Annotated in this window: 26 protein-coding genes; 21 read left to right on the top strand and 5 right to left on the bottom strand. The window is 39.5% G+C overall.

Annotated features, from left to right (window positions below; translation table 11 throughout):
- The first annotated feature begins 209 nt into the window (after positions 1-209).
- Positions 210-434, top strand: coding sequence for a hypothetical protein (locus H6G77_RS33590; protein ID WP_190873919.1), 225 nt, complete (start codon positions 210-212; stop codon positions 432-434).
- Between the two features lie 93 nt (positions 435-527).
- The gene (locus tag H6G77_RS33585) at positions 528-2,894 is read left to right on the top strand and encodes an AAA family ATPase (RefSeq protein ID WP_190873918.1); all 2,367 of its coding nucleotides are present in this window, start codon (positions 528-530) and stop codon (positions 2,892-2,894) included.
- Here the strand turns inward: H6G77_RS33585 and H6G77_RS36435 are convergent.
- The gene (locus H6G77_RS36435; protein ID WP_277880728.1) at positions 2,855-2,977 is read right to left on the bottom strand and encodes a hypothetical protein; all 123 of its coding nucleotides are present in this window, start codon (positions 2,975-2,977) and stop codon (positions 2,855-2,857) included. The genes H6G77_RS33585 and H6G77_RS36435 overlap by 40 nt on opposite strands.
- Before the next feature lie 245 nt (positions 2,978-3,222).
- On the opposite strand from H6G77_RS36435, the gene H6G77_RS33580 reads away from it, so the two are divergent.
- From H6G77_RS33580 to H6G77_RS33525, 12 genes are all read left to right on the top strand, one after another.
- Positions 3,223-3,522, top strand: a complete 300-nt coding sequence (locus H6G77_RS33580) for a glucose-6-phosphate dehydrogenase (protein WP_190873917.1) — start codon at positions 3,223-3,225, stop codon at positions 3,520-3,522.
- Between the two features lie 3 nt (positions 3,523-3,525).
- A complete protein-coding gene (locus H6G77_RS36430; protein ID WP_199331742.1) occupies positions 3,526-5,946 on the top strand; it encodes a hypothetical protein in 2,421 nt (806 codons plus the stop codon).
- Positions 5,946-6,764 carry a hypothetical protein gene (locus tag H6G77_RS33570; protein ID WP_190873916.1) on the top strand — a complete coding sequence of 273 codons (819 nt, stop codon included), beginning with the start codon at positions 5,946-5,948 and terminating at the stop codon, positions 6,762-6,764. The genes H6G77_RS36430 and H6G77_RS33570 overlap by 1 nt, the downstream gene beginning before the upstream one ends.
- A 127-nt stretch (positions 6,765-6,891) precedes the next feature.
- The gene (locus H6G77_RS33565) at positions 6,892-7,434 is read left to right on the top strand and encodes a hypothetical protein (protein ID WP_190873915.1); all 543 of its coding nucleotides are present in this window, start codon (positions 6,892-6,894) and stop codon (positions 7,432-7,434) included.
- Positions 7,434-7,652 (top strand): hypothetical protein, encoded by a 219-nt coding sequence (locus H6G77_RS33560; RefSeq protein ID WP_190873914.1) that lies wholly within the window; start codon positions 7,434-7,436, stop codon positions 7,650-7,652. The genes H6G77_RS33565 and H6G77_RS33560 overlap by 1 nt, the downstream gene beginning before the upstream one ends.
- Positions 7,636-8,139 carry a hypothetical protein gene (locus H6G77_RS33555; protein ID WP_190873913.1) on the top strand — a complete coding sequence of 168 codons (504 nt, stop codon included), beginning with the start codon at positions 7,636-7,638 and terminating at the stop codon, positions 8,137-8,139. The genes H6G77_RS33560 and H6G77_RS33555 overlap by 17 nt, the downstream gene beginning before the upstream one ends.
- Positions 8,136-8,480, top strand: coding sequence for a hypothetical protein (locus H6G77_RS33550; RefSeq protein WP_190873912.1), 345 nt, complete (start codon positions 8,136-8,138; stop codon positions 8,478-8,480). Before H6G77_RS33555 ends, H6G77_RS33550 begins: the two co-directional genes overlap by 4 nt.
- Positions 8,481-8,482: 2 nt before the next feature.
- Entirely contained in the window at positions 8,483-8,803 is a 321-nt protein-coding gene (locus H6G77_RS33545) for a hypothetical protein (protein WP_190873911.1), read from the top strand.
- Positions 8,803-9,114, top strand: coding sequence for a hypothetical protein (locus H6G77_RS33540; RefSeq protein WP_190873910.1), 312 nt, complete (start codon positions 8,803-8,805; stop codon positions 9,112-9,114). The genes H6G77_RS33545 and H6G77_RS33540 overlap by 1 nt, the downstream gene beginning before the upstream one ends.
- Positions 9,114-9,575 carry a C1q-like domain-containing protein gene (locus H6G77_RS33535; protein ID WP_190873909.1) on the top strand — a complete coding sequence of 154 codons (462 nt, stop codon included), beginning with the start codon at positions 9,114-9,116 and terminating at the stop codon, positions 9,573-9,575. Before H6G77_RS33540 ends, H6G77_RS33535 begins: the two co-directional genes overlap by 1 nt.
- A 1-nt stretch (position 9,576) precedes the next feature.
- Complete coding sequence (locus tag H6G77_RS33530; RefSeq protein ID WP_190873908.1) at positions 9,577-9,831, top strand: hypothetical protein; 255 nt, start codon at positions 9,577-9,579, stop codon at positions 9,829-9,831.
- 2 nt (positions 9,832-9,833) lie between these two features.
- On the top strand, positions 9,834-10,199 hold the full coding sequence (locus H6G77_RS33525) for a hypothetical protein (RefSeq protein WP_190873907.1): 366 nt from the start codon (positions 9,834-9,836) through the stop codon (positions 10,197-10,199).
- A gap of 538 nt (positions 10,200-10,737) precedes the next feature.
- Here the strand turns inward: H6G77_RS33525 and H6G77_RS33520 are convergent.
- From H6G77_RS33520 to H6G77_RS33505, 4 genes are all read right to left on the bottom strand, one after another.
- Positions 10,738-11,658, bottom strand: a complete 921-nt coding sequence (locus tag H6G77_RS33520) for a DUF4351 domain-containing protein (RefSeq protein ID WP_190873906.1) — start codon at positions 11,656-11,658, stop codon at positions 10,738-10,740.
- Positions 11,659-11,794: 136 nt separating this feature from the next.
- Positions 11,795-12,502, bottom strand: a complete 708-nt coding sequence (locus H6G77_RS33515; RefSeq protein WP_190873905.1) for a hypothetical protein — start codon at positions 12,500-12,502, stop codon at positions 11,795-11,797.
- 222 nt (positions 12,503-12,724) lie between these two features.
- Entirely contained in the window at positions 12,725-13,126 is a 402-nt protein-coding gene (locus tag H6G77_RS33510) for a hypothetical protein (protein WP_190873904.1), read from the bottom strand.
- Positions 13,127-13,329: 203 nt separating this feature from the next.
- Positions 13,330-13,869, bottom strand: a complete 540-nt coding sequence (locus tag H6G77_RS33505; RefSeq protein ID WP_190873903.1) for a hypothetical protein — start codon at positions 13,867-13,869, stop codon at positions 13,330-13,332.
- A gap of 463 nt (positions 13,870-14,332) precedes the next feature.
- Between H6G77_RS33505 and H6G77_RS33500 the strand changes: the two genes are divergently transcribed.
- The 7 genes from H6G77_RS33500 to H6G77_RS33470 all read left to right on the top strand — a co-directional run bounded on the left by H6G77_RS33500 (position 14,333) and on the right by H6G77_RS33470 (position 23,914).
- Entirely contained in the window at positions 14,333-15,397 is a 1,065-nt protein-coding gene (locus H6G77_RS33500) for a tetratricopeptide repeat protein (RefSeq protein ID WP_190873902.1), read from the top strand.
- A gap of 827 nt (positions 15,398-16,224) precedes the next feature.
- Complete coding sequence (locus tag H6G77_RS33495; RefSeq protein WP_190592348.1) at positions 16,225-17,589, top strand: AAA-like domain-containing protein; 1,365 nt, start codon at positions 16,225-16,227, stop codon at positions 17,587-17,589.
- A 16-nt stretch (positions 17,590-17,605) separates the two neighbouring features.
- Positions 17,606-19,723, top strand: coding sequence for an AAA-like domain-containing protein (locus H6G77_RS33490; protein WP_190873901.1), 2,118 nt, complete (start codon positions 17,606-17,608; stop codon positions 19,721-19,723).
- Positions 19,724-19,740: 17 nt separating this feature from the next.
- Positions 19,741-20,277, top strand: a complete 537-nt coding sequence (locus H6G77_RS33485; RefSeq protein WP_190873900.1) for a GNAT family N-acetyltransferase — start codon at positions 19,741-19,743, stop codon at positions 20,275-20,277.
- An 80-nt stretch (positions 20,278-20,357) separates the two neighbouring features.
- The gene (locus H6G77_RS33480) at positions 20,358-21,365 is read left to right on the top strand and encodes a zinc-binding dehydrogenase (RefSeq protein ID WP_190873899.1); all 1,008 of its coding nucleotides are present in this window, start codon (positions 20,358-20,360) and stop codon (positions 21,363-21,365) included.
- Between the two features lie 73 nt (positions 21,366-21,438).
- Positions 21,439-23,601, top strand: a complete 2,163-nt coding sequence (locus H6G77_RS33475; RefSeq protein WP_190873898.1) for a pentapeptide repeat-containing protein — start codon at positions 21,439-21,441, stop codon at positions 23,599-23,601.
- A gap of 82 nt (positions 23,602-23,683) precedes the next feature.
- The gene (locus H6G77_RS33470; RefSeq protein ID WP_190592343.1) at positions 23,684-23,914 is read left to right on the top strand and encodes a hypothetical protein; all 231 of its coding nucleotides are present in this window, start codon (positions 23,684-23,686) and stop codon (positions 23,912-23,914) included.
- Positions 23,915-24,105: the final 191 nt, after the last annotated feature.

Below are 24,105 nucleotides of genomic sequence, written 5' to 3'. Positions count from 1 at the left end.
GAGGGGATGTAAGACCAAAATCTTCGGGACGTAAAAAATCTACGAAGGTTGAGGCAATCCCCATTGAATTGGGAAGCCTACACTGTACCGCAAGGTCAGTGTAGGTAGTTCACTAGAACTCTGTCGCCCCTACCTGCTGGATTTATCCACAGCAATTATCGAAACCCTCAAATACCCCAATCAGCCAATCAATGAATTAGTCGAAGAATTTGCTGAAAATAGTCGCCTCCAAACGAGAGACTACGACAACATCAGCGACCTCACCGAAATCGACAAAATCAGAGTTCTCAGCGCGATCGCCTTCTGGATGGAGTCATCCGAAAGACCAACAAACAGCGACTTTAACAGACAGTAATTACCCGTCTATTAACCGCAAAAAAAACTCCAGTCAAGGAACTGGAGAAACTCAAAAAAAGGAAATTTCTAATGAATGATATCTTCTTAAGATGCTTTTTAAAAGCGCATCTTTCATGTACTTATTCTAACACTTTCAACGGCTTAACTACAACAAATAATAAGGGGGAATCATGACACAAGGTATTTATAGATTCCCCCAATTTGAGCCAACACCGGACGGTTTACCACCTGAGAACATTGAAGCTGAAGAAGCTGTTTTGGGTGCATTATTGCTGGATGAACAAGCAATATACCGAGTTAAAGATAGATTAAAAGTCGAGCATTTTTACATTGATGCTCACAAAGACATCTATCAAGCCTGTCTTCGATTACACAAAAAAAATCAGCCAGTCAATACAATAACAGTTACAACATGGTTGACAGACCATAAGCTTTTACGGCGGGTTGGTGGCAGAAATAAAATAGCTACAATTATCGATAGAACAGTTTCCAGTGTCAATATTGATGCACTCGCTACACTGGTAATAGAAAAATCAATTAGACGCGATTTGCTGCGGTTAGGGAATGATTTTATTCATCTGGGTTACAACACGGAAATTGAACTAGAAGAGATTCTTGATGTTGTCTACAAAAAAACCAGAACAATAGTTGAAACCCCATCAATTCAAACTAAAGAGGAATACGAATTCGCTAACTATAACAGGCTGATAGATCAACTCAAGGTAATTAATACTACAATTCCCGACCCAGGATTCCGTTTATGGAAGCTACAATCACTAGCCAATGAATGTCAGCCATCGTTGACAGTGCGATTTTTAGATCATCTTTACACCAAAACGCTTGCCAGTCAGTGTACCAGCTTGATGACTTATGAGGAATTGAAAATTGCAGCTGGCAAGACCGTTAGGGAATGGTTATTACAGGGGCTAGTCCCCAAGAAGACAACCATCGTTTTATACAGTGATGGCGGACTAGGTAAAACAAAATTTATTTACGGACTGGGTAAAGCCTTAATTCAAGGCAAGGCTTGGGGAGACTTTCACAGCACTGGCAGTAAACGCAAAATCCTTTACTACCAAGGTGATGAAACTGAAGCAGATATGTATCATGCTTTATCGGCAATGGGTTATGACGACAGCGATGTTAATGAATATGTCAGAACCCGCATGAATTGGAGCTTTGAGAATATTCCCCAATTAATTCAGGATTTGAACGAATTTAAACCTGATTTTGTAGTGATTGACTCGTTGACCCATGCCAACCGAATGAGTATTTACAAAGAATCAGAGGTTGAGTATGCCCGTCCACTGTTGGAAATAACAGGGTTAGCTAATCAGCACAACTGCACGTTTTTAATAATTCACCATGCCAACAAGGAAGGTGGACTGAGGGGAAGTACAGCCATCAGAAATGCTGTAAGTGAAGTTTGGCGCATCACTAAGGACAATTCACCAGAGGCAACACCCGACGATAGATTCTTAGAAATTGATAAATCGCGCTCGCGCTCCAGTGGGAAGAAATACAGAATGATTTTCTCCGGTGATGATTTGTCATTCACTTACCTGGGCGAAGAAACCAACCAAACCGAGACGGGCGCTGACAGGTCAGCCAAGGACAAGCTTTTAAAATTCTTTGACCGCAACCGCAACGTTAAATATTCAGTTGAGGAATTAGTGCATGAGGTTGGTTTTACCTCTGGCCATATTCGTAACTGTTTATCTTCCTTGGCAATTGACGGGCTGATTAGTGTTGACCGCAAGGTTGGCAGGCACAACCTTTACTACATAGAAGGTGATCGTGAGGTGATCGTCGCTGATCGTGAATTTCCTGCCGATCACCTGCCGATCACCTCCGATTCTTTACGTATGACGGCTGAAACTATTCCCCTTGATGAATCACAGCTATTATCAGATGAAAGTATAAAAAAATCAGCCGATCACCTCCGATCACCTGCCGATCACCTCGCCGATCACCTTTTGAATGTAGATACATCAACTGATACAGCGATTGGTGATCGGCTAAGTACAGAAAATTTTCTGAAAAAATCTCCTTTTTCAAAAAACGAAGAGCAATTTTCACGATCACCCGATCACCAATCGCTAGAAGCTTTACAGAGCAATGATTCTGGAGGTGATCGGCAAGGTGATCGTGAGGTGATCGGGCGATCAGTGCCGATCACCTCCGATCAGCAATTTATTGCACCGCCACCAGCTAAAAAAGGTATTGAAATTGGCCAAGTTTATTTGTCTTGGTCACTGGGTAAACAAGTCAAAGTAGTCAAAATATATTCATCTGCAAAAAAGGCTAGTGTTCGGGTTGCTGGTGACGCGATCGCCAAGCCGAAATTACAACTAGCTGACTTATTCCCATTACCTGATGACGATTGGAAACCCAATACAGGGAAGCTGGCAATGTATGGTGGTGAACTGGTGGCGATTGTTGGTTTCCGAAATAATGGCAGAGAATTTCAGATTGAGTTTAAGTCTGGGCGGCTGGATTATGCCAAAGCCAAGCAACTTGCCAAGCCAGAATTGTGAGGATGCGATCGCGGAAACAAGGCATTGATGTGAAAACGCGATCGCGCTATCAAGATAATGGCGATCGCTAAAAATTCACACAATCTTAACAATCAGTGCAGATACGGGCGATTGTTACCCTGTTTATGGTTGCAACTTCCGGTTTTACCCTCCATGTTGGTTAATCCGGTATAAAAATCCATCCTCTTATCAGTACCTACCCTAGACCGTAGGTACAACAAGGTTTTGGTTTTATAAAGATATGCGTGTTTTACATAAAACTGGAAGATTTACTGATTTTTAATTACCGCATAAAAATGATTTATTACTTATCAAAAATCTTCACAATATGTCTGCATTTAGCCCTAGCGATTTACCAGCAACAGTTAATACTTTAGAAAAATTACTTGTGTGGGCTGGTGCAGCCTTTCACAAAATAAATAGAACTGCAACAGCAGTTGAAGGCACTGGTAGTGCCTCTAGAGTCGCTCAATTTGGCATTTATACCGTGGAATCTAACAACACTGACCGCGTGATCATGAGACAAAGCTTAGTACTTGACCCAGACTATGCAATTGACGGAAAGCCCATCTGGGAAAACGTTACTGCTACATCTACAGATGCAATCCCCTCAGAATTTTTAGCATAATCAATGCCTCCAGGTATTCCCACCCCCGTTGTTCCTCCTGGTTTACCCACTCCTGTTACACCACCAGGAGCAAATAATATTGTTCCTTTCGATAGAAAGCCCGGTGGTGGGAGTATTACCACAGTTCGCCCTTCGGATGTGCAAGCTTTACCGGAGCTTGCTGATCCTCCAAAATCAATCCCTTTTCCCCCTCCCGTTCCTTTTTGGCCTCAAAACGAAACCCCCGAACCGCCTTTAAAAGTTGCACCGCCGATAGATTACAAAGGAAAACAACCAGCCGTTCTGTATGAAGTAACCACGGTTGGCGTGTTTCCTAGTGGCGCAATTACCGAACGATTGACAGCGCAGTATTGGGGGCCGATATATGGCACAAGAGTTGATAAAGTTACTGGTCTTGGCTATGACTACAACTACGGCAAAATTTTGAGTGCTGGGGCTTTTGGCGTAGTAGGGCCATACCCCATAGGTCAGATACATGAATGGATTCAACATATTGACTTTTCTGGGCAGATGTCGGGTATTTGGATCGTTGACATTCAACGACTTGACGGCGTAACCGAAGCACCACCAGAAGCACCACCAGATACAGGCGAACCACCAGCCCCAATCCCAACACCAGACTACCCGCCACCTTTACCTAGACCAAAAGTGCCAGGGGAAGACGATAACGAAGTTGTCCCATTTCGCAGAAATCCACCACCAGCACCAGCACCAGAACCACCACCAGACGCGCCACCGCCAGAACCACCGCCGGACACGCCACCACCAGAACCGCCACCGACACCAGCACCAAACCCGGAACCACCCCCATCAACCCCAGACCCGGAACCGCCAGCACCAACCCCATCACCAACGCCAACGCCAACCCCAACGCCCACACCAACCCCAACACCGGAACCGACTCCAACTCCAACACCCACACCCACGCCCACACCAACCCCAACGCCCACACCAACCCCAACACCGGAACCGACTCCAACTCCAACACCCACACCCACGCCCACACCAACCCCAACGCCCACACCAACCCCAACACCGGAACCGACTCCAACTCCAACACCCACACCCACGCCCACACCAACCCCAACGCCCACACCAACCCCAACACCGGAACCGACTCCAACTCCAACACCCACACCCACGCCCACACCAACCCCAACGCCCACACCAACCCCAACACCGGAACCGACTCCAACTCCAACACCCACACTAACCCCAACACCCACGCCGACACCGGAACCAACTCCAACACCCACGCCAACGCCAACCCCAACGCCCACACCAACCCCAACACCCACGCCCACACCGGAACCAACTCCAACCCCAACACCCACGCCAACGCCAACCCCAACGCCCACACCGGAACCAACTCCAACCCCAACACCCACGCCAACGCCATCACCAGATCCAGTGCCTTCAACAGAAGATGATGGTGGATTGCCACCTTGGCTAATTCCGCCAATACCACGACCAAAACCACCAGATGAAGGAAAGCCAAACCAGCCGCCACCACCAGGATTAGGCTGTGATACTTGCGGCACAGCAATATTAGGTCAGGCTCAGAATAACGGAGTGAAGCTTGACCAGTTAAACACTTTTCTTCAAGGCGTTGATCTATCGCTGTTAGCTGTTATTAATTCCAAACTTGGCCCACAAATCCCAGGCGGAATTTCTGGACTACTTACTAATGTTTGGAACAAACTTAATAAAGTAGCTGAATGGCTGCATCTTGACAGAATTTTAAACATTCTGATTTGGTGGCAGACTCTACATAATGCCTATATGCTTTCTAACAACTTGGCGCAGACTTTATTTGGTACTATTTCCAACGTATTGGCAGCAATAGGAATAAAAGATGCGGAAGGTAATCCACTAGATGTTAATGCAATATTTGGAGGGGCTATTGATGAATTAGCCAAAACATTAATAGGCGTTGAAACATGGCAAGGCATGAAAGCTGAGTGGAAGAAGTGGAACAGAATTTATCAAGCTGCTGCTAATGTTTTTAATGCCGTTCAATCGATTGGTTATTCAATATTAAGTGCATTAGAAGTAATTGGTAGTTGGGTTGCATCTATAGGAAATGCTCTAAGAAAATGGGGAGAAGTTGGCGAACGTGCTTATAGATGGATGAACCCAACACCCAACTTTCAAAATAAATTCTTTACTACCTTAGAGAATGTTGAAAATGTTGTTAGTCAAGTTGATACAGTTGCCAGTGAAGTGTTAAGTGTTCAAGACAACATTAAACAAATTGGTGAACAGAAAGAACAATTTACAAAAGCTTTAGGCGAGGAAAACGGTAGTAAACAAGGAACTGAAGCAGCAGAAGCGACACAAGTTAAAGCTGCATTTGATATTTCTAAACTAGTCAGTGCTACAGGATTAGCAATAACAGACGAGGACAAGGAGGCGGACGAATAATGCCATTACCTGAAGGTTTTAGCGAATGGGAGAATTTACAAGACTTAGTTAGGCTTGAGCATAATAAATCTGTTCGTGCTTATTTCAAAAATCAACCGGACGAGGATATCTCCACACCAAAACGTAGGTTAAAGCATACTTGCATCATGAAGGATGACGATACCTCAACAATGACATTAATGAGAATGTGGCTATTCGAGATTACTTGTGGACATGCCCAATCTTTACAGCGTCCAGTTTACGGCATTCCTTGGCAAGAATTTCAATTCGACCGGACATTTAAACCGCAAATAAAACTTTACTTTTTAGAACCTTATAATTTCTCTACACATGGTGATGGTACACCACAAGCAGAAGGTGAAATCACTTTTAGATTGATGAACGAATCTAGCGAAACCATTACTAGAAGTGATGCGGAAAGATTAGCTAGAGAAATCAAAACTGTTTTTGCTACTCCGGCATTTATTTGGAATAAAGGTAAATTCAAATGCACCTACACAGATAAAGAACGTGGTTATGAATTGAAATTATTGGTAACAAGTAAAGCCGAAGGGGAACGAATCATCAAAGCTGTACTTTCTATTCAAAATCACCCGTTTGACCGTGATTACCTGCAATACATCGATAACGACCGAGTTTATCCCTCAACTCCCGGTACACATCGAGTTTATGGGCGTACTGTTAAAAAATTTGTCCGTAGGCGAACAGCAGACGTAAAATTTCGCTTTGCACAATTACTAATTTGGGGACAACAAAACCCTGTAAATTTAGTTTCTGTTTCCGGCACTCGTTTGAGAAGCGTTATTGAACGGGTGTAAACGTGAAATTTGGACATTGTGCCAAAAATTTAACGGACAAACTTATGTTATACGCCTGGAAATTATGACCTGTGAACCCTGCTATGACTGGAGTGTAGATAAATACAAGCCATAAATAAATACTGATATGGGCAGACGTAAAAGCGCCAAAGAACTAGAGAAACAATTGCAATACGCCAAGGCGCGTGAGGCTTACAATCCACCTTTGAGAGAAGATGGTGCAGCTACGCGCAGACAGCCAAAAGTAGCTGTTAAGTATGCTGTTCTTTCACCCTTAGCTGAAACTAATGCAGCATTTACAATTCAAGCATCACAGAAAGGAATTAATTTCTTCGGAGACCTTGCAGCATTAGGACTAGCCGCCGCCGACACTGACCCCGCAGCGCCAAGAGGATTTAAGCCAGCCACGATTCATGCAATGGTCGCTGACTCTTCTCCCGCAGTCGTTCGCGCTCAAGGCAGTAATCGTCCTTATGTTCGCTACGGTGCAGGTACTAGAGGTGGTGGTACTCAATACAATTTCACCGCACCAATCACATCTGATACGCCTGCCGGACTTAAGACCAAGGTGACTGGCATAATTACCGCCAAAAAAGCCTCTGTTGGTGGTGGATATGGTCGTATTTGGTTTGAACCGGAAGATTACCCTTACGCAGCCAGTGGTGAATAATGCCTAACTTGTCTACTCCAGTTCTTTGGTATCCAGGACAGACAGAGGTTGATTTACAAGAGGAAATTGACCTGATGCTGGTTCGTGCTAAGTGGACAAGTGCATTTTTAAAAAATGAAATTCACGCTGATACCTTCCTTGATTTTCTGAATGAACAAGGCTATGACGTGTTTGACCTTGCTGACGATTGGGGTCTAGGAGATGACGTTACAAGTTGACCTTAAGGCGGTTGGAGCATGGGAGTTAACCTACTATCAAAAGCATACGGGCAACTTAAACAACCGCCGAGTCAAAGCGCCAATTATTGACCCTATTGAACTGCCCTACCTGACGGATAAACATCTATTTCTAGTCGGGGCAACTTCGAGCAAAGCCAAACCAAGCTGGGTAAGGGCGGGTTACTTTTACCAGCAAATAGACGGTATCCAAATCAACGACACCATCATTTTTGAGGGATTGGGGGCGGTTCCTAGTACTGAGGTAGACTACACCCGCCGGATGATCAAGCTCAATGCTATTGAGCTTGTTCAGTTCCCCAAGATTTCAGATACATTCCGCCTACGATTTGAGGCGTTGCCCTGGATTGAAGAAATTACCCTTGGTATTTGGGAATACGTAGGAACTGAAACCGACTCTACAGAAGAATTAATTCAGTCTGTGAGAGCCAAACTAGAAACAATTGAATTTAAAATTGATAATTTATGACTTCATTAAGCTATTCAGCATTGGCTGAAAAATTACCCAATGGTGCGGTTGAATTTGTTGGAAATAATCAAGTTAAACTGAATCTTTCACTGGCTACGGAAGCAGGCGCAAGCCTGACGTTAGATACCTCTTGTGTTAAGGGTGTTGTCAAATTGATGCAGGCATTAAGCTCATTAACTGACCAAGTAAATGAAGCGCGAGTCAATGCTAATCTTGCACCAATTCAGTTTACATCTATGCAACTTACCGGTACACCAGAATCACCGGAATACGAGTTTACTGTGCGGGTGAAGGTGGACACAGCATTATTTATTGATAACCTTGATGATCCGACTGACTAATTATGCTGAACAATTCTAGTAATACGGTTGAGGTTATCAAGTTTGATAGCTGTATTCATGGCGAAAAATCACTTACTAAAAATGTAGGCGATAAGGTTTTAAGCGAGAACGGGAATCGCCAATATGCCGTCTTTGTCAATAATTCTCTTTATGACATCACCTTGATATTAGGTGATAAATCTAAAGGGACTGTTGGCAAAGGCATCATTTTAAAACCCCGTGGTGGCAGTTTTGAAATCAATCAAAGCAATCTCTATATCGGCGAGGTTTCTGCTATTTCTGCTAATAACTGCAAGCTTTCTTTTGTGGAGTGTATTGAATAATGGCTTTATATAATCCTTCAAGCGTTACTGTAGTTGAATCAACCAGCAGCACTTCTACACCTTCAACTGTTGCAGCTTCCACCAGTAGTCAGACCATCGCCGCCGCTAATGCTAATAGAAAAGGGCTAACAATCTGGAATAACTCAACAGCCAATTTGTATATTGACTTTGACTCGGCCGCTACTACATCAGAAGCGGCAGTTCCAATTTCTGCTGGCGGATATTTTGAAATGCCATTTAATTACACAGGGATAATTAGTGGTATTTGGAGTGCTGCTAATGGTAATGCTTTGGTTCGTGAGTTAACGTAATGCCTTTAACAATTCCGTTCAATGCCACTGGACTTAATAAGCCTACATTAATTGTGCGGAGAGTCGCAGCACAAAATATTTCCCATGCAACCAGCACTAAAATAATGTGGGATACCGTAGTCAATGACTCAGCCAATGGTTACAGCATTTCGACAGGTTTATTTACTGTTGGTTTAACTAACAGTGGCATTTATTTTTGTACCGCCAGATGTAGCTACAGTGGCGAAAATGTACGACGGCATCTGCTATCCGTCATTGTCAATTCGACAAGTTTTAGACTTGATGACGCTAGAGGCTCTGCCGACGATAAAGGGTATGCAGGCGGCTCTACACTTTTGCTTTTAAATGCAGGCGATACCGTAAGAGTTGAAACTTATCAAGAAAATTCCACCACATCCACAAAAGCAACTGCTAGTGGTGGTACAAATCTTGAATGGTCAATGTTTAGATTAAATACTTAAAATGTTTCAAACAATAACATTTCAAAAAGTACCTCGAATATGGCGAATTCAAGGTAATGTTTCTGGTGATTTATCTACACTGAACCTTGAGATTTTATGGAAAATTGATTGGGTAGACGAGAACGGAATTACTATCAATTCCGAGCCAGGCGGCGAAACGATATTTTCACCAACTCCAGAATTATTAGCAAGTTTTCAAAATATCGCTGATGCTATTTACGCTCAAATAAATCCGCCCGCGCCGCCACCGGAATAAGTATGAAAATTGATATTAATAATGCTTTGACTGTTTTTTCTCTGTTATTTATGTTGTTTGGCGCTGTCTACAGACTCGCTCAAGTAGAATCCAACATCAACGCCAGGATTACAAGGGTTGAGACAAATGTTCTATCTGCGGTTGACCAGCTTAAAGACAGCGTTAACGGACGGCTGTACACGATTGAGAAAAATCTTGACGTTCATCTAACCGAGTACGAAGGTAGAAAGGAACACTACGACTACCGGATACATACCTTTGATACGCAATTAGAACATAAATTCAATCGGCTTAAGGGGCTGATAAAGCAGCTTTCTGGCTTTCTCAACAGGGAGTCCGGCTTTATTCTCCGAGATGATGAGTACTAACTCTCTGGGGATTCACTCTAGTCAGTTTCCAAAATGAGTAGCATCTGAGTAGCGCGATCGCTCACTGCGATCGCCAAAAACAGGGTTAAAAATAATCAATATGAGTAGCAAATGAGTAGTATGTAATTGCAGAGATGCTCAAAGGCTTGATTTTAAAGGAAAAAGCGATACTTCCCAATAGTTATTGGGATACTGTTCGCCAATGCCAAATGGCTTCCAACTTGCCCAGTGCTGGGGTGTCCAATATCGCTTGGGTTTAGGTAACATAACTAAATATATAAGGCTTTTCAGTACTTGTTATGCCAAAATAATAATCTATGCCCAAGTCAACAAGCACCTAATTCTGAGCGTATCCAAAAGGTTTGATTAGCAACAAGGCTTATGGTTATTAGTTGATACCTTTTCTACGGTTCTTTACCTTTTTATTTCATTGTTTAGCATCACAAATCCTAAAGAAGAGCTTGTATAGAGCGATCGCTCTCAGAAATACTGCATGATTGTAGAGTGCGATCGCTCCAACTTGATCAGAATTAATAGTTTACTGATTGGTTGTATCTTGTTGTTGGCTTAACCAAGCTTCTAAATCTGCCACTGTGGCAAAATCTAATAATGCTTCTCCCAGCAATTCCAATTGTTCAATAGATAATCCTTGAATTTGCTTGATTAAAGATATATCGATTTCTCCCAACCGCCGATTTAACTGGCGCAGAATTAGTTGTTGTTCTCCCTGTTGTAAACCTTGTTCTAAACCTTCTTGTCTAGCGCGTTCTCTATCTTCCTGATACAGTGGTGCTAATCTCATCACTAACTCCCGATCATCTGTTTCGATATTCTGGTTAATTCGCAAATTTTGTTGCAGGCTATAGAGTAATTCTAGCGTCACTCTTTTGAATGGGTGAGTGATTGGGAGTGTGACTAATTCATCAATTGCTTGCTGCTGTACCTTACCACGTCCTAGTATTCTCAGCCATAGTGTTCCGGGAATAGATGGTAACTGATGAATTGCAACTATAGTTGTACGGAAATACTTGGGTAAAAAGTATACTCCATCTCCCCAATCTAATTTTAGTTGCCCACCATACCCAGAAATGATATTTTTGGAGGCTGTGGGTGTGAGTATCCACAGTTGAGGAATTTCTGCTTCTGGTATTTTAATTTTATTGCGTTTTGCTTCTCGTTGGATTGCGCTTTTGATTTCTAATAATTTAGAGATACAATCGCCTATTTCGTCTATTGATGCAGGGTTGCGAAAGGGTTCAAAGATGGCTGGTGTTGTGGCCATTCTGCCTAATATTCCCAATGTGGCTAAATTAGCTGTTTGGTTGGGAATTGGTGTGAATAACACGTCTATTTCTTTGACTTCGGCTGCGACTCGACTTGGTGCTTGAACTGTTCCGAATGGTTTGAGGAGTTCTTCTAGGTAGTCCTTGGAAAATTGGTCATGAATGAATCTTGTCATTCCTTATGGCATCAGCAATGATGATTTATGCTATTTTACCAAAGCGATCGCAATAAAATCTCAGCTTATTTAAAAAGTGCGATCGCCCTAAGTTATATTTGCAATTTGGGTAAAGACGCACTTTTGATAAGAGTATTTATTTCAAACGTAGAGAAACTCTTAGTCCCTGTTGATTAATTTTACCATCAATTCTTCCAGAGGCATTGTTAATTAAAGCAATCGCATTTTTTTGGCTAACTCTTGTTTTGTTAGAAATAAATTGATGTGCATTTTGTTTAATTAACATCTGGGCAAGATTCTGTCCATTTAGTTTTTGTATTTCACTTCTCATTTGATCAACAAATTTGTCTCTAAAATTCCCTTTTTTATAGATGATCAAGTCTCCTATTACATCTCTAATAAATCCTTGATTATTACGCTTTAGATTATTTTTACCAGGATTTACAATTAAATTACCATTGTTAATACTTAGCAAAACTTCTTGAGAAAAACTACCATCATCTATTGACCAAGGTGTATAGTGCTTCTTGCCAAAAGTTTTAGCAATTAACTCTCGGTGATAAAGTCTCCAATTACCTTCTATTCGATATCCTCCATTTATAAAACTTCCTCTTAAATTGCTGATGTCTACTTTATTAAATTCTGTATCTTTCTTTCGTCCTTGATTGTTAATTAACAAATCTCTTGTGTGCAACATACTATCCAAACATTGAGCAGGAATGGTTGCATAAAACAACCAACCATGACTTCCTATATTCATATCAAAGTTTTGCACACATTGAAATTGTGCAATTAATAAACTATTTTCTGGTATTGCTTGAACTGGTACAAGAGATGAACTCATAGTCATTATAGATGTTAAACATAAAGCTGTAAATAAACTCGAAGATTTCATGCTATGTTTATCCTTTAAAAAACCAATGAATTCACTATATAGATGACTAAACAGTTTATAAAAATAAGGCGCTCACACATCTATTTATCTATTTCAGAAGATTGATTGTTGAGATAAATCTTTGATGATTCTGTAGAGAGATCGCACTAGAAAATATGGCTTACTACATTATTATGGGCCAGCATCTGCACATTTTTGTCTGAGAATTACTCTACCCTTGCGTTTGACAATTAATTGTCCGGTTGGCTCCCCAAAGATAGTATCTACAGAAACTTGATAAACGTAACCACCGGCAGCACTCCATCTCATCACACTTGAATTACCATCATTTGTATAGCGTTCTTGACCGTTATACAAAATCAAATCTGGACTTCTATCAGGACGCTCAGTATAGTTACCCTGAAAAGCTGTGTATACTAATTGACCCTGAGAATTTGTATTGGTAACTACTAAGAATTTTCCTGTATTGCATTCGTAATCAAGGGCTTTAGCTGTTTGCCCAAAGGACAAAATATTGAGTGAAAAAATAGTTAAAGTCAAGGAAGCTGTACTCAATTTTTTCAAGATGAGCATTTTTATTCTCCATTAGTACTAAAGTTCTACAAGAAATAGGACTTACGCAGGCTCGCCAATTTGTTGGCGTTCTCAGGGGCTTTGTTAAGCAGTCCGTTTTGGGATTTGTCCCTATGAGGAAGTGCTGTTAGCGCAGCGTTAGGTCACCCGCAGGACAGTTTGATAAATTAAACTTTTTGGCAATTTGCGTAAGCCCTGAGAAATTAAGGAATAGGCGTATCTAAAGGCGCACTCATAGAGGTAAGTGGTGTAAGTACACCAGAACCATCAGGCTTAACTCGTAAAATCTTTCCTGCATTTATACCAGCACCAACTAACACAGCTGCATGATCTTGTATATTATTTGGCACTATTGCACCACATACAGACCACACACGATTAGGGTTTTTAGTATACGGCGCACATCCTGAAATTGGATTACTTTGATCAAAAATATTGAGTTCTCCTTTGGTATTGGAGCGACTACATAAGAAATCGGCTTTTTGCCAATCTGCAAATCCGCGAACTCGAACTTCACCAGATTTACTTTGGCACGCATCCATAAATGCTACAGCTTTTTGATCTAATTTTTCCGTAGGTATATAGTTCAGCTTACCTTTGTAAGTAAACTGTCCATTAATTATTGGACTACTCCAAGACCAAACATTAGTTTGTATATCTTCAGCCCTAGCAGACTCAAAGGAATGGAACACAAGTAATATTGACACAAGGCTAATAATATTGAAAATCTTTTTATTTTTCATGGAATCACCGATCTTTAGAAAAAAAGAGCTACTAGTACATTCAGGAAAAATTGACGAACACATCATATTTCTAATGTATTCAGCGATTTCTCGTATTTATCTAACTGTTGATTAGGGTTTGACTAGTATTTATGGTCACATAAGTCACTTTAAAAGTTTTTTGTGACACAATATTTTAATCACAAATGTGACATAAAAACTTGCGCTAGTCAATCGGTAATTGATAGATGTAATGCAAATACATACAAAAACAAACAAATATAAATACTCTTAATAAAGTAAAACAAGTTTAAACTAGCTATCCTGAGCTAATTTGCCGAATTAAATGGCTAAAAGAATTACTGAATAAGCTTTTCAATACTAAGTGCTATTTATATCCGCCTAATTACAGAGGGCGATGAGGTTAATTTTTATTAAAATAGTCACAAGTGTGAGTTAACTATAAGGCTAGTAACAGTAAAGCATGAACCAACAACAATTCGAGGTGATATTTGAGAAACTGACAAGCCGACGAAAAGAGGTATTGCAAAGGATACTGGCTGGTGAGACGGATGCAGAGATAGCTGCGGCGATGAATATTGGTGAGCCTAGTGTCAGAAAATTTATTGAAAGGATATGTCAAGAGTTTGGGCTAAATAGTGAACATTCTGATAGCCGTCGCTACAAACGCTCAGAGTTAGTTACACTCGTTGCCAAACACAAGCCTGACTTACTCAGTGAGCGTCATCCTGAAGTTACACATCAAGTAATAGTAGCAGAGACGGAAGATACTGATGATGCTAATGTGACTGAATTCATTATGCAACTTCTGTCAACGCATCAACCCATAAATGAGGAATTTACTAAATTTATTCTGCGGTTTAATTTCAATGAACAGGAGAAAAAACAAATGCCTAAAGCTCTAAATAAAATTGGCTATGAACATTACTTAAATAGTGATTTTAATAAAGCGTTATCTTATCTAAAAATTGCTGTGGAATTAAAACCAGATTTTGCTTCGGCTCACTATAATTTAGGTGCGACTTATGAAAAGTTAGACGACTGGAATCAGGCTTGTGAACATTATAAAATTGCGATGCAATATCAAAACCGGGCGGCTGATGCAGCGATTAATAATTTAGCTCGGTTAGATATTTTACAAGGAAACAATGCGGCGGCGATAGAATTAATTGAGCCAATTTTATCAAGAGTGAAAGATAACACCGTCAAAGCAGCGTTACATAAGAATTTGGGTTGGGCATATTTTCAGCAAAATTTTTACCCACAAGCTAAACAACATTTACTCATATCATTAGAATTAGAAATTGATTATGCTGCTGCTTATGGTTTATTGGCACAAGTGCAAGAAGCACAAGGAGATAAACAAGAAGCAATTTTATCATGGCAAAACTTCCTAGAATCTTACTCTCATGATCAACAGTTAAAAAGAGTGCGTTGGAAGTTACCAGAATTAGAGGTTTGGAAATTGAATGCTATGAGAACTGTCAGTAGTCAAAATTTTCAAAATAGCGAGATCCCAGACTTCTGAAAGAAGTCTGGGATCTAGAGTTGATAGCTGGATGAAAAACATACTCTACTATAGAAACCCGATTTTATTTCTGAAAAAATTTCAGTAACGCACCGGAAACTTTGCGTTAGATGCGTTACGCTGTCGCTAACACATCCTACAATGATTTATAAAAATCTCTCTCCCTTGTCTACCCTGTCTTCCTTATCTTTGTTATTCGCATATCAACTAGGACTACTATATCAATTTGGTGGAACAGTTGGATCATCTTCCTCTTCTTCATCTCCACCAATAACGCTGTGTTCAATAATTGCTGATGCTGATATTATCATGGTTCATTTCTCCATTCACCTTACTGACGTTTAAATCAAGAGGAAGCGAGGAAATTTCTATGCTTTTGAAGTTGATTGTTAAATTTGCCCCGGTTTATTGTTGTTATTATGTCGGGAATTTCCTGAAATCCAAACACGAAAAACTAGGGAATATTGTGAGGTGAATGTAAGGTTTTTCAGCCTGAAGCAAGAAAAAGTAGGGAAAAGTAAGGTGCGGAGTAGATGTGTAGCGCCTGATGGTTAGATATCGCTTGATTTAAACATGACAACTACCCAGACAGGACTTACGCACCAAAATTGTCTGTGGGGATTGGGTGCGGGAGTGAAAGGGTATGGGGTGTATGGGTTTTGAATACTTACACCCATACACCCTCATACCCCTGTACCCTGTTCTAAAACCTTATTTTTTCGTTTTTTGCGTAAGTCCTACTAGATACTCGACTTTCTAAAAAAGTGGGATATCTATGGCTTGCAAAGTGCGGTAAAATTCTACTTATTTATATTGATATATAACCTATGCACTCCGAAGAAAAAATTCCTTGGGAGGATATTAAGAAATTAGTTGATGCTATCGTATTTCAATCTACTAAGAAGTATCTTACTGACTTAGAAGTGAAAGTATTAAAAGGTAGTTGGGAGGGTAAAAAATATGATGATATTGCGAGAGAGTTAAATTTAACCAATACATATATTCAAAATGATGTTGGTGCTAAATTATGGAAAAAACTTACAGATGCTATCGGAGAACCTGTGAGTAAAAGTAATTTTCGCCAAGCACTAAATCGCGCCAAGGAAAAGCAAAAATCACAACAGATATTTCCATCTACTAATCTGCGAGAACTTCCTCATCATCCAGTTCCCCTCAATTCTCCTCTCTATATAGAACGGTACTCACCAGAATCGCTGCATTACACTGTAGAATCTTTTTGTTATGAAGCGATCGCCCAACCCGCAGCACTCATCCGCATCAAAGCACCGAGACAAATGGGGAAAACTTCTCTACTGGACAGAATTTTGGCTCAAGCACGCAACTATGGTTATCGCACAGTACGTTTAAACCTCCAAGATGTAGATGAAGTAAATTTTAGTAACTTAGATAACTTTTTGCATTGGTTTTGTGCATACATTAGCCTAGAACTAAATATTTGCGATCGCGTCCAAGATTATTGGAAACAACCCATAGGTAGTAAAATTAGCTGCAAAACATACTTACAAGACTATATATTTCCGCAAATAAATACCCCCTTAGTCTTGGCTTTTGATGAAGTAGATCGTATTTTCAGTTATCCTGAAGTGTCTCAAGGCTTTTTTGGACTACTGCGAACTTGTCACGAAGAAGCAAATAACCGATATATCTGGAAACAGCTACGACTGGTAGTAGTACATTCCACCGAAAATTATGGGCTATTGGATATCAATCATTCACCGTTTAATGTCGGAGAATCTATAGAATTAACTGAATTTACATCTATCCAAGTCCAAGATTTAGCACAGCGACATCAAATTGATTGGAGTCATGATTTAGTACAGGAACTCATGGCGATGGTAGGAGGACACCCATATCTAGTGCGGATGGCGTTTTATCATTTCGCTCAACCAACCCCAGGAAAATGGGGAAGTTTAGAACAATTGTTGCAAGACGCTCCTAGGGACACAGGAATTTATAGTCAACATTTGCGCCGACACTTAGGAATTCTGCGAGCAAATGTCAAATTAGCAGCCGCATTCAAACAAATAATTAGCACAATTGAACCTGTATCATTAGACCCAATATTAGGATATCAATTGCACAGTATGGGACTAATTAAATGGCAAAGTAATCAAGTCATACCACGCTGCGAGTTGTACCGACAATATTTTAAAGAACGTTTGGTAGATTAAATAATTAAAAGTTGCTATGAACCCTGATACATCATTTAAGTCAGCTTTTAACTATTACAAAGTTGGCGGTAGCTTATCTCCAGAACATCCCAGCTATGTCAAGCGACAAGCAGATACAGAACTATATGAAAGTTTAAAAAATGGCGATTTTTGCTGTGTATTTAATTCCCGACAAATGGGAAAGTCTAGCTTGCGAGTTCAAGTCACAAAAAAACTAGCAGAAGAAGGCATCAAGTGTACTTCAATTGATATGACAACTATAGGCAGTTCTGAGCAAATTGCCGAAAATTTTTATGCAGATATCACTTTTGAATTGTGGTCGGCTTTTTTAGATGATATATCTAACTTTTATCCTTGGTGGAAAGAACATCAACTTTTATCACCATTGCAGCGATTAAGTCAATTTATTGATAAAGTACTGTTAATAACAATAACCCAAAATATTGTGATTTTTATCGATGAAATTGATAATTTAATCAATAGAAAAGCCAAAGATGAATTTTTAGAATTTATTCGTGCCTGCTATAACCAACGTGCAGATAAACTGCAATATAAACGCATTACATTTTGTCTGTTGGGTGTAGTCACACCATCAGATTTAAAAGATAAAAAGGGGATACCTTTTAATATTGGTAAAACAATTGAGTTGGCTGGATTTAGTTTAGAAGAAGCCCAGCAATCTTTAACCAAAGGATTAGTACAGAAAGTCGATGCACCTGAAGTAGTTTTACAAGAAATCTTATCTTGGACTGGTGGACAACCATTTCTGACGCAGAAATTATGTAAATTGATTCTGGAAAAAGGAGAAAACGCAAAGCTAAATATTGATGATATAGTTGAGAATTACATCGTTAAAAATTGGGAATTTTATGATGATCCAGAACATTTAAGAACAATTAAAAACCGATTACTAATCGGTAAAATATCAGCTTATAACCGACTAAAAATTTATCAACAAATATTGCATGAGCAACACATTGATGCTGATGATAGCACTGAGCAAATATCATTACGCTTATCAGGGCTAGTAGTTAAACAACAAAGTAAATTAAAAGTTTGTAATAAAATTTACGAAAATGTTTTTAATCAAAGTTGGGTTGAAAAAAATTTAGCCACACTACCACAACTGTTAGATGTAGATGTCAATACTGAATTAAAAAGTTCTAACATCTTAAATTATAGTTTGTTAGTACCCATAGCTCTTATTCTGGCTATCATCAGTTCAATTTCTCTGGGTTTTTCATACATAGTTGTTGAAAGTCAGCCGTGGAATCAAGCCTATAATAGTAGTAATATAGGGGCTATACTTGAGTGCCTTAGAGTCTGCTTTTTATTGACATTAGAAGTATATGTAATTTGTTCAGAGTTTAGTCAAGAAGCAATCCAGTTAATTCAGGAAAAAAGATTATATTTAAGACGTAGAGTTACATGCTTGGTAGGATTTATCTTTTGTTTAATGTTGGTATTTCATCACTTTTGGTATGGGCCGCATCAACTCTTAGGAAATAGCCAAGTAACTACAGAAGAATATTTTCATCAGTATCTAATACCTTATATATGGTATTTTCCTTACTCGATTGTTAACTTCATCGTTATAGGTGTTCCACTGTCTAGCTTAAGCATACATGTTGTTATAGAAGATTGTAACAAGCTTAGGATAAAAATCAAAAAATATAAAAATTATTTGACTCAAGTAACAAATGAAATATCTTTATTATCTTATATTGATAACAATGAAATTATCCAACAATTTAAACAAATCTACTGGTATTTTTATGAAAAAATTAACCGACCTCTGAATTTGCTCTTAGGTATTGTAATTCTGATTTATTTTGACGCAACATTCAGTAAAAGCACATTATCTCATAGTGCCTACTTCTGGACACAATTATTTTGTATATTCGGTTTTATGACTCCGGCAATTGTGTTGATTTTGTGGGGATTATTAGCATATCGAAAAAGTAGGGAAGATACTATTGGTGTTTTATTTAATTTTAATTGTGATTTCACGGAAATTGAAAGTCAGTATAGTACATTTAATTTATTAAAGAAAATCGTTAGGTCGAATATTTTTTTAATTACAATTTGTATAATCTGTTGTTTACAGATTATCTACACAATCTTTAAATTTTAGGTTTCCTTACTTGAATTATGGTGAAAATCTCGAAAAGAAAAGTTACTAAGTCTGAAGCGGAGTTACTTGTTAGACAAATCAAGCTCACACCTAACATTATTGGTTATTCCTTAACCGAGTGGATGGCAGCAGAAAATATAATAGTAGCTGAAGACGAAGAAGGGAAAATGCTAGGAGTTTGTTTAAATTATGATATTGATAAAGATTGGTATAAAATAGCAGCTTTATTTGTATTTGAGGAATTTCGCGGAAAAGGCATTGGCAAATTATTGTTTTATGAATCATATAAAGATGCTGTAAGCAGACACAAGCATTTATATACCATCAGTGCTAATGAAATTGTTATAAAAATGATGAGAGATTTAAATTTTTTGTTATTTGACAATTTATTAATGATGCCTAAAATGGGTAGTCAACATAAATGGATATTATGTTGGCATTCTCTAATATGGATCATGAATTTTTATAGAATTAAAGAAATAATTAGGAAATCAATAGTTTATCCGCATCATACCAACTTTGTTTATGGTATTCATATTGTTCAGTGTAAATAGAGAAAATACATCATTTTAATAAAATCGAAAGTAAAGTTGCAAAAGAACAAGCATCTAGTGTCAGCCAGGAGGAAAGTATTGTGAAAGCCGTCTTAATGACAGCAGCCGGTAGTCCCGAAGTACTGCAATTACAGGAAGTACCAACCCCTAGTGTTCCTTTGGATAATAGGCAACTTTTAGTCCGCTTGGTAGCGGCTGGGGTGAACCCGATTGATACGAAACTGCGTAAACGTGGCACTTTTTACCCTGATCAAATGCCGGCAATTTTAGGATGTGATGGTGCTGGTGTTGTGGAAGCGGTGGGTGCTGGTGTACAAAAGTTTCGTCCAGGGGATGCGGTGTTTTTCTGCTATGGTGGTTTAGGTGGATACCAAGGTAATTATGCAGAATATACGGTTGTCGATGAGCGATTTGTGGCGCGTAAACCTACATCTGTGTCTTTTGCGGAAGCCGCAGCCGCACCGTTGGTATTGATTACGGCTTGGGAAGCTTTATATGAACGGGGAAGATTGGAACCAGGGGAACAAGTACTAATTCATGCTGGTGCTGGTGGTGTGGGACACGTAGCTATACAACTGGCGAAACTCAAGGGTGCGGCTGTTGCTACAACGGTGAGTACTCAGGAAAAGGCGAATTTTGTGCAGCAACTTGGCGCAGATTACCCGATATTTTACAAACAAACAGATTTTGTTCAAGCTACTTTAGATTGGACTGGTGGCGGAGGTGTAGATTTAGCGTTTGATACCGTTGGTGGCGAGACTTTTCAAAAAACCTTTCCGGCGGTGCGGGTGTATGGTGATATTGTGACGATTCTGGAACCTGATGCGAATACGGTGTGGAAAACGGCGCGGAATCGCAATCTCCGCATTGGCTTGGAATTGATGCTAACACCGATGTTGTTAGGACTGGATGAAAGTTTGCAACATCATGGGGAAATTTTGTCACAGTGCGCGACTTGGATGGGACAAGGGAAGCTGAAAATCCAGGTTAATCATCAGTTTCCGTTAAAAGATGCAGCAAAAGCCCATGAATTAATTGAAACTGGTGCGATCGCGGGTAAAATTGTGCTGCTGATTAGTGATGAATGATTGACATTTGAGTAATTTATTTCTTCCAGGCCAAAATACGCTGAGAAAAGCGCAGAGGTTCGCAAAGAATCTGATGTTTGTGTTCCTCTGCGGTTTATTTTTGAGTTTTTCACTACCTGCGTCTGCTGTCGCTGCACAAACGCAACTCGAACGCACACCCCTAACGCTAGAAATTTTACAAGAAAGAATAAGTAAACCAATACTCCGCGAAGGTAATTTAACTGTTGATTTGCGGCAAATGGTAATTGATTTGCGTCCAGAAAATAGCAGTTTTCGAGATACTTTTTATCAGTTGTTGCGGAAAGAATTACAAAAGGCTGGTGCGAAACCTTTGGGTTTAGATTTGAGTTATTCTGTAATTCAAGGTGATTTTATTGGCAGTGATTTGGGTTTACGTACACCTTTATATGCTCAGGCGATCGCACCAATTTTCACTGCTACTGAACAAGCACAATTAGAAAGTTTACGTCTGGTTTGTTTACAATCACTAGCTATTACTTTACCCAATTCTAAAGATTGTCGCTCACTCTTGGCAACTGATTCAAATACCTCTGGCGAAATTAATGTTTTTCGTGGCACTTTAACGATGGTAAATACGAGGTTTAATGGACAAGTTAATTTTCTGAATACTTTCTTTCTTCAGGCTGTCGATGCTCAAAATGCCATATTCTTACAATCAGCAAACTGGAGTGAAACTAGATTTAGTCGTTTGGTTAGCTTTATGAATGCCACTTTCCGCCAAGGAACTAATTTTCAAGGTGGGATTTTTTTTGATAACGTTAATTTTAAACAAGCCCAATTTCAAGAACTGGCTGATTTTCGTAGTAGTTTTTTTGTTCAATCTGCTAACTTTAATCAAGCTTTGTTTAAGCAGTTGGCTAAATTCGCTAAAGTGCAATGGCAAGGTAATATTAATTTTGCAGATGTTCGCTTTGCTGGTCAAGCCCAATTTACTAAAGCCAACTTTAATCAGTTTCTGTTATTAACAGAGGCGACTTTTGAACAAGCTGTGAGTTTTCGGGAAGCCCAATTTAATCAGCCTGTGAATTTACGCGGTGCTAGTATTCTCAATTTAGCAGATTTTAGTGATGCAATTTTTGCGAAAACTGCTTTTTTAAATGTGCCAGGATTGAGTTTTAATTCTAACCAAGCCAAAATCTTAGGAAATCTTGGTCAAATTGGTAAGAGGTTTTGTGTACCAGGTTTACAAGGTAATCAAAATGTTTTGCGGAATTTAAGCCAGAATTTTCGCCAGCAACAACAAATTGCTGATGCTAATCAATTAGAGTATCTCAAACAGCGACTTAGATTAATTGAGTTGAGTCAAAGGTTGTTAAGAACAAATATTAATAGTGCTGCAATAACTCAGTTGATAAATTTGGGTTTTTCCGCAACCCAAGCAGAAGAAATTATTAACCGTCGTCAGTTCAGAATATTTCGTAATAGTTCTGAGTTATTAACTTTAGCAGATATTGATTTAGAAACATATCATAAACTGAGCGATCACCTGAGTTTTGGTGAACCTCTAGCTTTAGGTGGATGGATATTACAAGCTTGGAGTTGGTTAGCTTTAAGTTTACTGCTATTACTAAGTGGTTATGGCACAAGTTTTTGGTTAGCTTTTGGTGTAGGTGGTGTAGCGATCGCGTATTTTGGGTTACTCTTTTGGTTAGTAGATCGTTGTCGTCGTCTTCATCCCATACCAATAGTTCCCACCTACTACGAAACTGTTGCGATATTGTTAGGTTTTAGTTGTATAGAATTTTTCAGTTTATTAGCTATATTCCGCAATGCCGAACAGCCTTGGCTAACCTTGGGATGTTTATTGATGATTATTATCCCAGTGCCAATCACTTTAATAATTCGATTATATCAACAAGGACGCTATCATGACTTAATGGATGTTTCTTACTTCACCGAAGATGGAACATTCCGCCAATTGCGATTATTAATTGGACGTTTACCAGTGATTCCCCGCAATCAAACATTTCGGGAAAGATATATGCCATTATTGAGCGATCGCCGTTGGAATTGGTTAAATTACTATGACTTTAGCCTGAATAATTTAGTGCGATTAGGATTTAATGATATTCGATTACGTGACCAACATTTACCAGGAATTATTGCTACCCTTGCTTGGTATCAATGGAGCTTGGGTGTACTTTATATTACCCTCATTTTGTGGACGCTTTCTCGTACAATTCCTGGATTAAATTTACTGATTTATCTAAAATAAACAATTTGATCTGCGTACTCATTCGTATCGCATTAGTGGTCTCGACTTCACTCAAATTAATGGCTTTGGCACTTTGACTGTCATGCAAGCTCGTCTCGGCGTTCCCAATGCCATCACTGCTGCTGCCCATAAATTGGCACGTATCTTTTATCGCCTTTGGACTTCTGGAGATACATTTATTGACGCTGGTATGGATACTTACGAACAACAGTATAAAGAACGGATACTCAAAAACCTCAACCTCAAGAAAAAAGCTCAAGCTTTTGGCTTAGAACTCATTCCTATTTCTGATCCCACGCAATGTGTTTCTTAAGAGTTAAGAGAAGAGAGAAGAGAGAATAAAAACTAAAAAGCTCCTTAGTTGTAGAATTGTACTAAGGAGCTTTGAGTGTAAAAAGAGACCTGGCGCCGAGCAATTGTGGCAGGAGGCGACCCTCCAACTATCGTAGCCGCAGCAGCGTTTCACCTCTGAGTTCGGGATGTATCAGTGTGGTTCCACCGCGC

The sequence above is a fragment of the Aulosira sp. FACHB-615 genome (genome assembly GCF_014698045.1).
Lineage (GTDB): Bacteria > Cyanobacteriota > Cyanobacteriia > Cyanobacteriales > Nostocaceae > Nostoc_B.
The sequence above is the reverse complement of the archived record's forward strand: the minus strand, read 5'-3'. Positions and strand labels throughout refer to the sequence as shown.

What these genes read in the sequence shown, in the direction of transcription:
- H6G77_RS33585 (WP_190873918.1), top strand. Translation starts at nt 528, where the DNA reads ATGACACAAGGTATTTATAGATTCCCCCAATTTGAGCCAACACCGGAC.
- H6G77_RS33580 (WP_190873917.1), top strand. Translation starts at nt 3,223, where the DNA reads ATGTCTGCATTTAGCCCTAGCGATTTACCAGCAACAGTTAATACTTTA.
- H6G77_RS36430 (WP_199331742.1), top strand. Translation starts at nt 3,526, where the DNA reads ATGCCTCCAGGTATTCCCACCCCCGTTGTTCCTCCTGGTTTACCCACT.
- H6G77_RS33570 (WP_190873916.1), top strand. Translation starts at nt 5,946, where the DNA reads ATGCCATTACCTGAAGGTTTTAGCGAATGGGAGAATTTACAAGACTTA.
- H6G77_RS33565 (WP_190873915.1), top strand. Translation starts at nt 6,892, where the DNA reads ATGGGCAGACGTAAAAGCGCCAAAGAACTAGAGAAACAATTGCAATAC.
- H6G77_RS33560 (WP_190873914.1), top strand. Translation starts at nt 7,434, where the DNA reads ATGCCTAACTTGTCTACTCCAGTTCTTTGGTATCCAGGACAGACAGAG.
- H6G77_RS33555 (WP_190873913.1), top strand. Translation starts at nt 7,636, where the DNA reads ATGACGTTACAAGTTGACCTTAAGGCGGTTGGAGCATGGGAGTTAACC.
- H6G77_RS33550 (WP_190873912.1), top strand. Translation starts at nt 8,136, where the DNA reads ATGACTTCATTAAGCTATTCAGCATTGGCTGAAAAATTACCCAATGGT.
- H6G77_RS33545 (WP_190873911.1), top strand. Translation starts at nt 8,483, where the DNA reads ATGCTGAACAATTCTAGTAATACGGTTGAGGTTATCAAGTTTGATAGC.
- H6G77_RS33540 (WP_190873910.1), top strand. Translation starts at nt 8,803, where the DNA reads ATGGCTTTATATAATCCTTCAAGCGTTACTGTAGTTGAATCAACCAGC.
- H6G77_RS33535 (WP_190873909.1), top strand. Translation starts at nt 9,114, where the DNA reads ATGCCTTTAACAATTCCGTTCAATGCCACTGGACTTAATAAGCCTACA.
- H6G77_RS33530 (WP_190873908.1), top strand. Translation starts at nt 9,577, where the DNA reads ATGTTTCAAACAATAACATTTCAAAAAGTACCTCGAATATGGCGAATT.
- H6G77_RS33525 (WP_190873907.1), top strand. Translation starts at nt 9,834, where the DNA reads ATGAAAATTGATATTAATAATGCTTTGACTGTTTTTTCTCTGTTATTT.
- H6G77_RS33520 (WP_190873906.1), bottom strand. Translation starts at nt 11,658, where the DNA reads ATGACAAGATTCATTCATGACCAATTTTCCAAGGACTACCTAGAAGAA.
- H6G77_RS33515 (WP_190873905.1), bottom strand. Translation starts at nt 12,502, where the DNA reads ATGAGTTCATCTCTTGTACCAGTTCAAGCAATACCAGAAAATAGTTTA.
- H6G77_RS33510 (WP_190873904.1), bottom strand. Translation starts at nt 13,126, where the DNA reads ATGCTCATCTTGAAAAAATTGAGTACAGCTTCCTTGACTTTAACTATT.
- H6G77_RS33505 (WP_190873903.1), bottom strand. Translation starts at nt 13,869, where the DNA reads ATGAAAAATAAAAAGATTTTCAATATTATTAGCCTTGTGTCAATATTA.
- H6G77_RS33500 (WP_190873902.1), top strand. Translation starts at nt 14,333, where the DNA reads ATGAACCAACAACAATTCGAGGTGATATTTGAGAAACTGACAAGCCGA.
- H6G77_RS33495 (WP_190592348.1), top strand. Translation starts at nt 16,225, where the DNA reads ATGCACTCCGAAGAAAAAATTCCTTGGGAGGATATTAAGAAATTAGTT.
- H6G77_RS33490 (WP_190873901.1), top strand. Translation starts at nt 17,606, where the DNA reads ATGAACCCTGATACATCATTTAAGTCAGCTTTTAACTATTACAAAGTT.
- H6G77_RS33485 (WP_190873900.1), top strand. Translation starts at nt 19,741, where the DNA reads ATGGTGAAAATCTCGAAAAGAAAAGTTACTAAGTCTGAAGCGGAGTTA.
- H6G77_RS33475 (WP_190873898.1), top strand. Translation starts at nt 21,439, where the DNA reads ATGTTTGTGTTCCTCTGCGGTTTATTTTTGAGTTTTTCACTACCTGCG.
- H6G77_RS33470 (WP_190592343.1), top strand. Translation starts at nt 23,684, where the DNA reads ATGCAAGCTCGTCTCGGCGTTCCCAATGCCATCACTGCTGCTGCCCAT.